Genomic DNA, 6,123 nt, shown 5'->3' on the forward strand with positions numbered 1-6,123 from the left:
GTCAATGCCCTGCACGCGTGGCGCGATCGCCGCACAGCGGGCGCGCGAGGCGGTGCGGATACCGGCGCACTGGCGGCTATCGAACAGGCGAGCAGGGGCTGGCGCCGTCGCCTGGACGTGCGCAGCGCCGCCAGCGGCGTACCCGACAGCCACAGCGTGGGCGACCTGTTGCTGCACGCGTTTCCCGATCGTGTCGCACGCCGCGACGACAGCAATCCGTTGCGCTACACCCTGGCCAACGGGCGCGGCGCCCGGTTGCACGAAAGCACCGCCTTGCTCGGGGAGCCGTGGCTGGTGGCACTCGATCTTCGTTTCGAGGCGCGCGACAGCCTGATCCTGGCGGCGGCGCCGCTCGACATGCGTGTGCTGGAACGCGACTACGCCGCACAGTTCCGGCGCGAGCGCGCGCTGCGCTGGAACGACGAACGCAACGCCGTGGAAGCCTTCGAGGAACACCGCTATGCCAGCATCGTGCTCGATCGCCGCAGCGTTCCGGTCAAGCCGGAGGACGCGTTGCCTGCCTTGCTCGCCGCCGTGCGCGCGAAGGGCGTCGACGCGCTGCCATGGAGCGAGCAGGCACGCCGCCTGCGCGCGCGCATGCAGGCATGGCGCCGCTGGGTGCCTGAGCGTGGACTGCCCGATGTTTCTGATGCAGCCTTGCTTGGCTCGCTGGAGGAGTGGCTGGCGCCGTATCTCAATGGCAAGCGCAGCCTCGATGCACTCGGTGCCGACGAGCTCTCGCAGGCGCTGGGTTCCCTGTTCGACTACGAGCAACGCCGCGAACTCGATGCGCAGGTGCCCGAAAGCATCACCGTGCCCAGTGGCATGAGCCGCCGCATCGAATACAGCGAAGGCGAGCCGCCCGTGCTCGCCGTGAAGCTGCAGGAACTGTTCGGCCTGGCCGACACGCCGCGCATCGCTGGTGGCCGCATTCCCGTCACGCTGCACCTGCTCTCACCCGCGGGCCGCCCCATCCAGGTCACGCAGGACCTGAAGGGTTTTTGGGAGCGGACCTACCCGGAGGTGAAGAAGGAACTCAAGGGCCGTTACCCGCGCCATCCGTGGCCCGACGATCCGTGGACGGCTGTTCCCACGCACCGGGCCAAGCCGCGCGGTACGTAGCGCGCTTGCGCGAGATGCACCTGTGGTTCGTTTAAGGGGGCTTCGGCCACAAGGTGTTTGGCCATCCAAAAGAAGCGGCCCGGAACGACACGTTCCGGGCCGCTCTGGCAACGCGCGATCGGTGATCAGTCGTGCGAGCGGGCCACTACGCTGCCGTCGACCGGGTCGACCAGTACAGCGACGGCCGTACCGTGCGCAGTCTTGGCGTCGGCGTTCCACAGGCCCTCGTCAAACTTCACGTGTGCCACGTTTTCATAGCCGTCCGCGGCCAGCTTGGCCTTCACCTCGTCCTCGTTGAGCTTGGAAGGGGCATCGGCGGGATAGACGCGGCCGTTGACCGGGCCCACCGCGAGCGTGACCCACTGCTTGTTGCCGCCACGTGCCTTGGTGCGCCACACGCCATCCTTGAACTTGAGGTCCTTGACCTCCTTGTAGCCGGCGGTGGCGATCGACGACTTCACCGCATCCTCGGTCAGCGCGCCGCTTGGCGGCGTGGTCGTCCATGTGGTGACCGTCGTGGTCGTCTGCGTGGCACTGCTCACCGATTGTGCGCTGCTGGGCGCCTGTTGCGCAGCGGCAACGCCGGTGATGGAAAGAGCGATCAGCAGGGGAAGCATGCGCTTGGTCATGGTAGACACCTTCTCCGGTGGCGATGTGTGGCCGGAGCTTGCGAACGCATGGGTCAGCCCCGTGTGAACTTTTCGGTTCTGGTTGGCGCGCAGTCAGGAACCGGAACGGTGTTGAAGCGATCGCGCGGAGATGGACGTCCATACGGCATGGGTTCATGCCCATGGCTGAGGCGCTGGCGATCGTCCGCAGTGAAAACCGGTCTGGTTTCGGCGCAATGCCATCACCGGTCGACCATGCGGCGACCACTTCGGCGCGTATGACGCGTGCCGCTGCGCACACACACACCGGTGACTTTCGGACGATGCGTATCCACGTCGCGGTCGCTTAACGTTGCCGGGCTGGTCGACGCTTCCCGGAGCCTTCATGAAGACCCTGTCCCGATGCTGTGCCTGCATGGCCCTGTGGATCATCGCGGCGGCACCATCATGGGCGCAGGCACCGTCCTTCCAGTTTCTGCAGACGCCGGGGCCGTACCCGGTCGGCCTGAACGTGGCGGAGCTGCACGATGGCACGCGCCACTTTCCCGCTTCCGCAACATCGCAAGGCACGCCGACCGCGAAGCTGACCTCGCGCCCGCTGCAGACGCTGGTCTGGTATCCCGCGGCGAAGAACACGGCCAGCCCGATGACGGTGGGTGATTACGCTGCGTTGGCCGACACGGAAGTGGCCTTCGACAAGCCAGATCCCAACGCCAATCACTGGCGTGCGCAGCTGAAATCCTCCAGTGGCGCCCCGCTTTGGGCGGTGCGGAACACGCCTGCGGCGCAAGGACGTTTTCCCGTTGTCATCTACGCGCCCAGCGATTCGTCCGTGCCCTGGGAGAACGCGGACCTGTGCGAGTACCTCGCCAGCCATGGCTATGTGGTCATCGCCAGTCCATCAATGGGCGCGTCGACGCGCGACATGACGGACGATCTGGAAGGCATCGAGACACAGGCGCGCGATATTTCCTACCTGATCACCTATGCGGCATCGCTGCCCCATGCCGATGCCTCGCGCGTAGCGGTCGTCAGCTGGAGTTGGGGCGGCATCTCCGGGCTCTTTGCGGCGGCGCGCGATCGGCGCATCGATGCCCTCGTGGCGATGGACGGCAGCATGCGCTACTTCCCCGGACTGGTGCGCAAGGCCGGGTATGTGCATGCGGATCAGATGCGCATACCCCTGCTCTTCTTCATGGAGGGCGATGTCACCTTGCCGGAGCGTCTGGACAAGTACTACGACGGCCCGGCGGACGACATCGTTGGACCCAGTGTCCTGAACGCCTGGGTCCGGGGTGATCTGGTCACGGCCATCATGCTTGGCATGTCCCACGGCGAATTCGGTGCCATGGCGCAGCGGCGCAAGACCGCGCAACGTTTTGCCGAAGATCAGGTGGCCGACTACGGTCGCGACGACGCCAATACCGGTTACGCCCTGGTCGCGATGTATACCGGGCGCTTTCTTGATGCCTATCTGAAAGGCGATGCACAGGCCGCCGACTTCCTCAAGAGCAAGCCAGTCGACAACGGGGCGCCCAGGCATTTCATGGCCGTGGATTTCCGCGGGGCGCAACAGGAGCCGGCTTCCAGCGCAAACGCAGCGGGTCAATGAGGCATGCGACGGGCTCGTCGCCCCGCGCCGGCTGCCTGCTGACGTGACGGCATCGCGCGCCGCGCGGCTGCACACGGCCTTCGCCACGGAACTTTCACCCCGCTTGGCTTAATACGCCTGCTCTCCATGACGCCGGAACCCGGGGCCGTTGGCGTGTCGGGAAGGGGATGCGCGTTGCCGCGATGCCCGTAGCGTCCACTGCGCCATAGCCATGGCCTATCAAAGGCATTGCAACAATCAAATTCTATTGATGGAAAGGCGAGCGTAGAGTCGGGTTGAAAACGTGCGTCGAAGTATCCCGCGGGCAGTACGCGTGCACTGCGAAAGCCGTCGTCGGCGTGCTGCGCCGACGTCGTTGACGGCAGCAAAAGCACGGGGGGCTGCCGCAGGATCGCAAAGTCGCCGACGCATCATGGACGTTTGAACCCATTGCAGTACAAGCAGTCGGTCCACCCTCCTCAGGAGAGAGCGCATGTCAAACGAAGCGAAGAAGTGTCCGTTCACCCACGCCGCCGGTAGCGGTACGACGAATCGCGACTGGTGGCCCAGGCAATTGCGATTGGACCTGCTGGCACAGCACTCCAGCCGCTCCAATCCGCTGGATCAGGATTTCAACTACGCCAAGGCGTTCAAGAGCCTGGACCTGGGCGCCGTCAAGAAAGACCTCGCCGCACTCATGACCGACTCGCAAGACTGGTGGCCGGCAGACTTCGGCCACTACGGCCCGTTGTTCATCCGCATGGCCTGGCATAGCGCCGGCACCTATCGCATCGGCGATGGTCGTGGCGGCGGCGGTCGCGGGCAGCAGCGTTTTGCGCCGCTCAACAGCTGGCCCGACAACGTCAGCCTCGACAAGGCGCGCCGGTTGCTCTGGCCGATCAAGCAGAAATACGGCCAGAAAATTTCCTGGGCCGACCTGATGATTCTCGCCGGCAACGTCGCGCTGGAAACCATGGGCTTCAAGACCTTCGGTTTCGGCGGCGGCCGCGAAGACACCTGGGAACCGGACCAGGACGTCTATTGGGGCAAGGAGAAGACCTGGCTGGGCGGCGACGTCCGCTACGGCAAGGGTGCCGCCGGCGATGACGATGACGAAGGCGTGATCGTGGCCGACGAGGAGCTGCACGGCGCGGAAAAGAGCCGCACCGATCAGGGCCGCAATCTGGAGAACCCGCTCGCAGCCGTGCAGATGGGCCTGATCTACGTGAATCCGGAAGGTCCCGATGGCAACCCCGATCCCATCGCCGCCGCGCATGACATCCGCGACACGTTCGGCCGCATGGCGATGAACGACGAGGAGACCGTCGCGCTGATCGCCGGCGGCCACACCTTCGGCAAGACACACGGCGCCGGACCCGCCGACAACGTAGGCGCCGAACCCGAAAGCGCGGACATCCACAATCAGGGGCTGGGCTGGAACAGCACGTTCGGCTCGGGCAGGGGTGGCGACACCATCACCAGCGGCCTGGAAGTCACCTGGACCACCACGCCGACCAAGTGGAGCAATAACTTCTTCTGGAATCTTTTCAGCTTCGAGTGGGAGCTGACCAAGAGCCCGGCGGGTGCGAACCAGTGGCGGCCCAAGGGCGGCATGGGTGCCGGCACCGTGCCGCACGCGCACGACAAGGACAAGCGCATCGCGCCGTCGATGCTCACCACCGACCTCTCGCTGCGCATGGACCCCGCCTACGAGAAGATCTCGCGGCGCTTCATGGAGAACCCCGATCAGTTCGCCGATGCCTTTGCGCGTGCCTGGTTCAAGCTGACCCATCGCGACATGGGTCCGCGCTCGCGCTACCTCGGCCCGGAAGTGCCGGCCGAAGAACTCGACTGGCAGGACCCGATCCCCGCGGTCGATCATCCGCTGGTCGACGAGAAGGACATCGCTTCGCTCAAGGAGAAGATCCTGGCGTCGGGCCTCACCGTCGGTGAGCTGGTATCGACGGCGTGGGCATCGGCATCCACCTTCCGTGGCGGTGACAAGCGCGGCGGTGCCAATGGCGCCCGTATCCGGCTGGAGCCGCAGAAGAGCTGGGCGGCGAACCAGCCCGAGCAGTTGGGCAAGGTACTGAAAGTTCTCGAAGGCATCCAGGGCGATTTCAACAAGACGCAGTCCGGTGGCAAGAAGATCTCGCTGGCCGACCTGATCGTGCTCGCGGGCGGCGCCGCCATCGAGCAGGCAGCGAAGCAGGGCGGGCATGCGGTGAAGGTGCCGTTCTCGCCGGGGCGTGCGGATGCTTCGCAGGAGAAGACCGATGTGCAGTCGGTGGCGATGCTCGAACCGCTGGCCGATGGTTTCCGCAACTTCCTCAAGGCCCGGTTCACCATCCCGTCCGAGCACCTGCTGGTCGACAAGGCGCAACTGCTTACCCTGACGGCGCCGGAAATGACCGCGCTGGTCGGCGGCCTGCGCGTGCTGGACACCAACGTCGGGCACACCAAGCATGGCGTGTTCACCAAGCGGCCCGGCACCCTGAGCAATGACTTCTTCGTCAACCTGCTCGACATGGCAACGGAATGGAAGCCGACCTCGGATGCCGGCGAGCAGTTCGAGGGAGTCGATCGCAAGACCGGCGAGGCGAAGTGGACCGCCACGCGCGCCGACCTGGTGTTCGGTTCCAACGCCCAGCTGCGCGCGCTCAGCGAGGTATACGCCAGCACGGATGCGCAGGAGAAATTCATCCGCGACTTCGTCGCAGCCTGGGTCAAGGTGATGAACCTCGATCGCTTCGACCTGGCGTGAGCGTTGCGTGACACCGCCGATACCGGCGGTGTCACGGC

General features: G+C 65.5%; 4 protein-coding genes. 3 read left to right on the plus strand and 1 reads right to left on the minus strand.

The window, feature by feature from the left end; translation table 11 throughout:
* Positions 1–1,122, plus strand: a 1,122-nt coding sequence (locus VFG49_RS15360) for an ATP-dependent helicase C-terminal domain-containing protein (RefSeq protein WP_324862056.1), incomplete at its 5' end; no start/stop codon positions are given.
* 125 nt (positions 1,123–1,247) lie between these two features.
* Here VFG49_RS15360 and VFG49_RS15365 read toward each other — a convergent pair.
* Positions 1,248–1,751, minus strand: a complete 504-nt coding sequence (locus tag VFG49_RS15365) for a PepSY domain-containing protein (protein ID WP_324862058.1) — start codon at positions 1,749–1,751, stop codon at positions 1,248–1,250.
* 364 nt (positions 1,752–2,115) lie between these two features.
* Here VFG49_RS15365 and VFG49_RS15370 point away from each other — a divergent pair, with 364 nt between their 5' ends.
* Both VFG49_RS15370 and katG read left to right on the plus strand, forming a co-directional pair.
* Positions 2,116–3,342: a hypothetical protein gene (locus VFG49_RS15370; RefSeq protein ID WP_324862060.1), complete on the plus strand. Its 1,227-nt coding sequence runs from the start codon at positions 2,116–2,118 to the stop codon at positions 3,340–3,342.
* Between the two features lie 472 nt (positions 3,343–3,814).
* A complete protein-coding gene (gene katG, locus VFG49_RS15375; RefSeq protein ID WP_324862062.1) occupies positions 3,815–6,085 on the plus strand; it encodes a catalase/peroxidase HPI in 2,271 nt (756 codons plus the stop codon).
* Positions 6,086–6,123: the final 38 nt, after the last annotated feature.

The sequence above is a fragment of the Dyella sp. genome (assembly GCF_035685885.1).
Lineage (GTDB): Bacteria > Pseudomonadota > Gammaproteobacteria > Xanthomonadales > Rhodanobacteraceae > Dyella.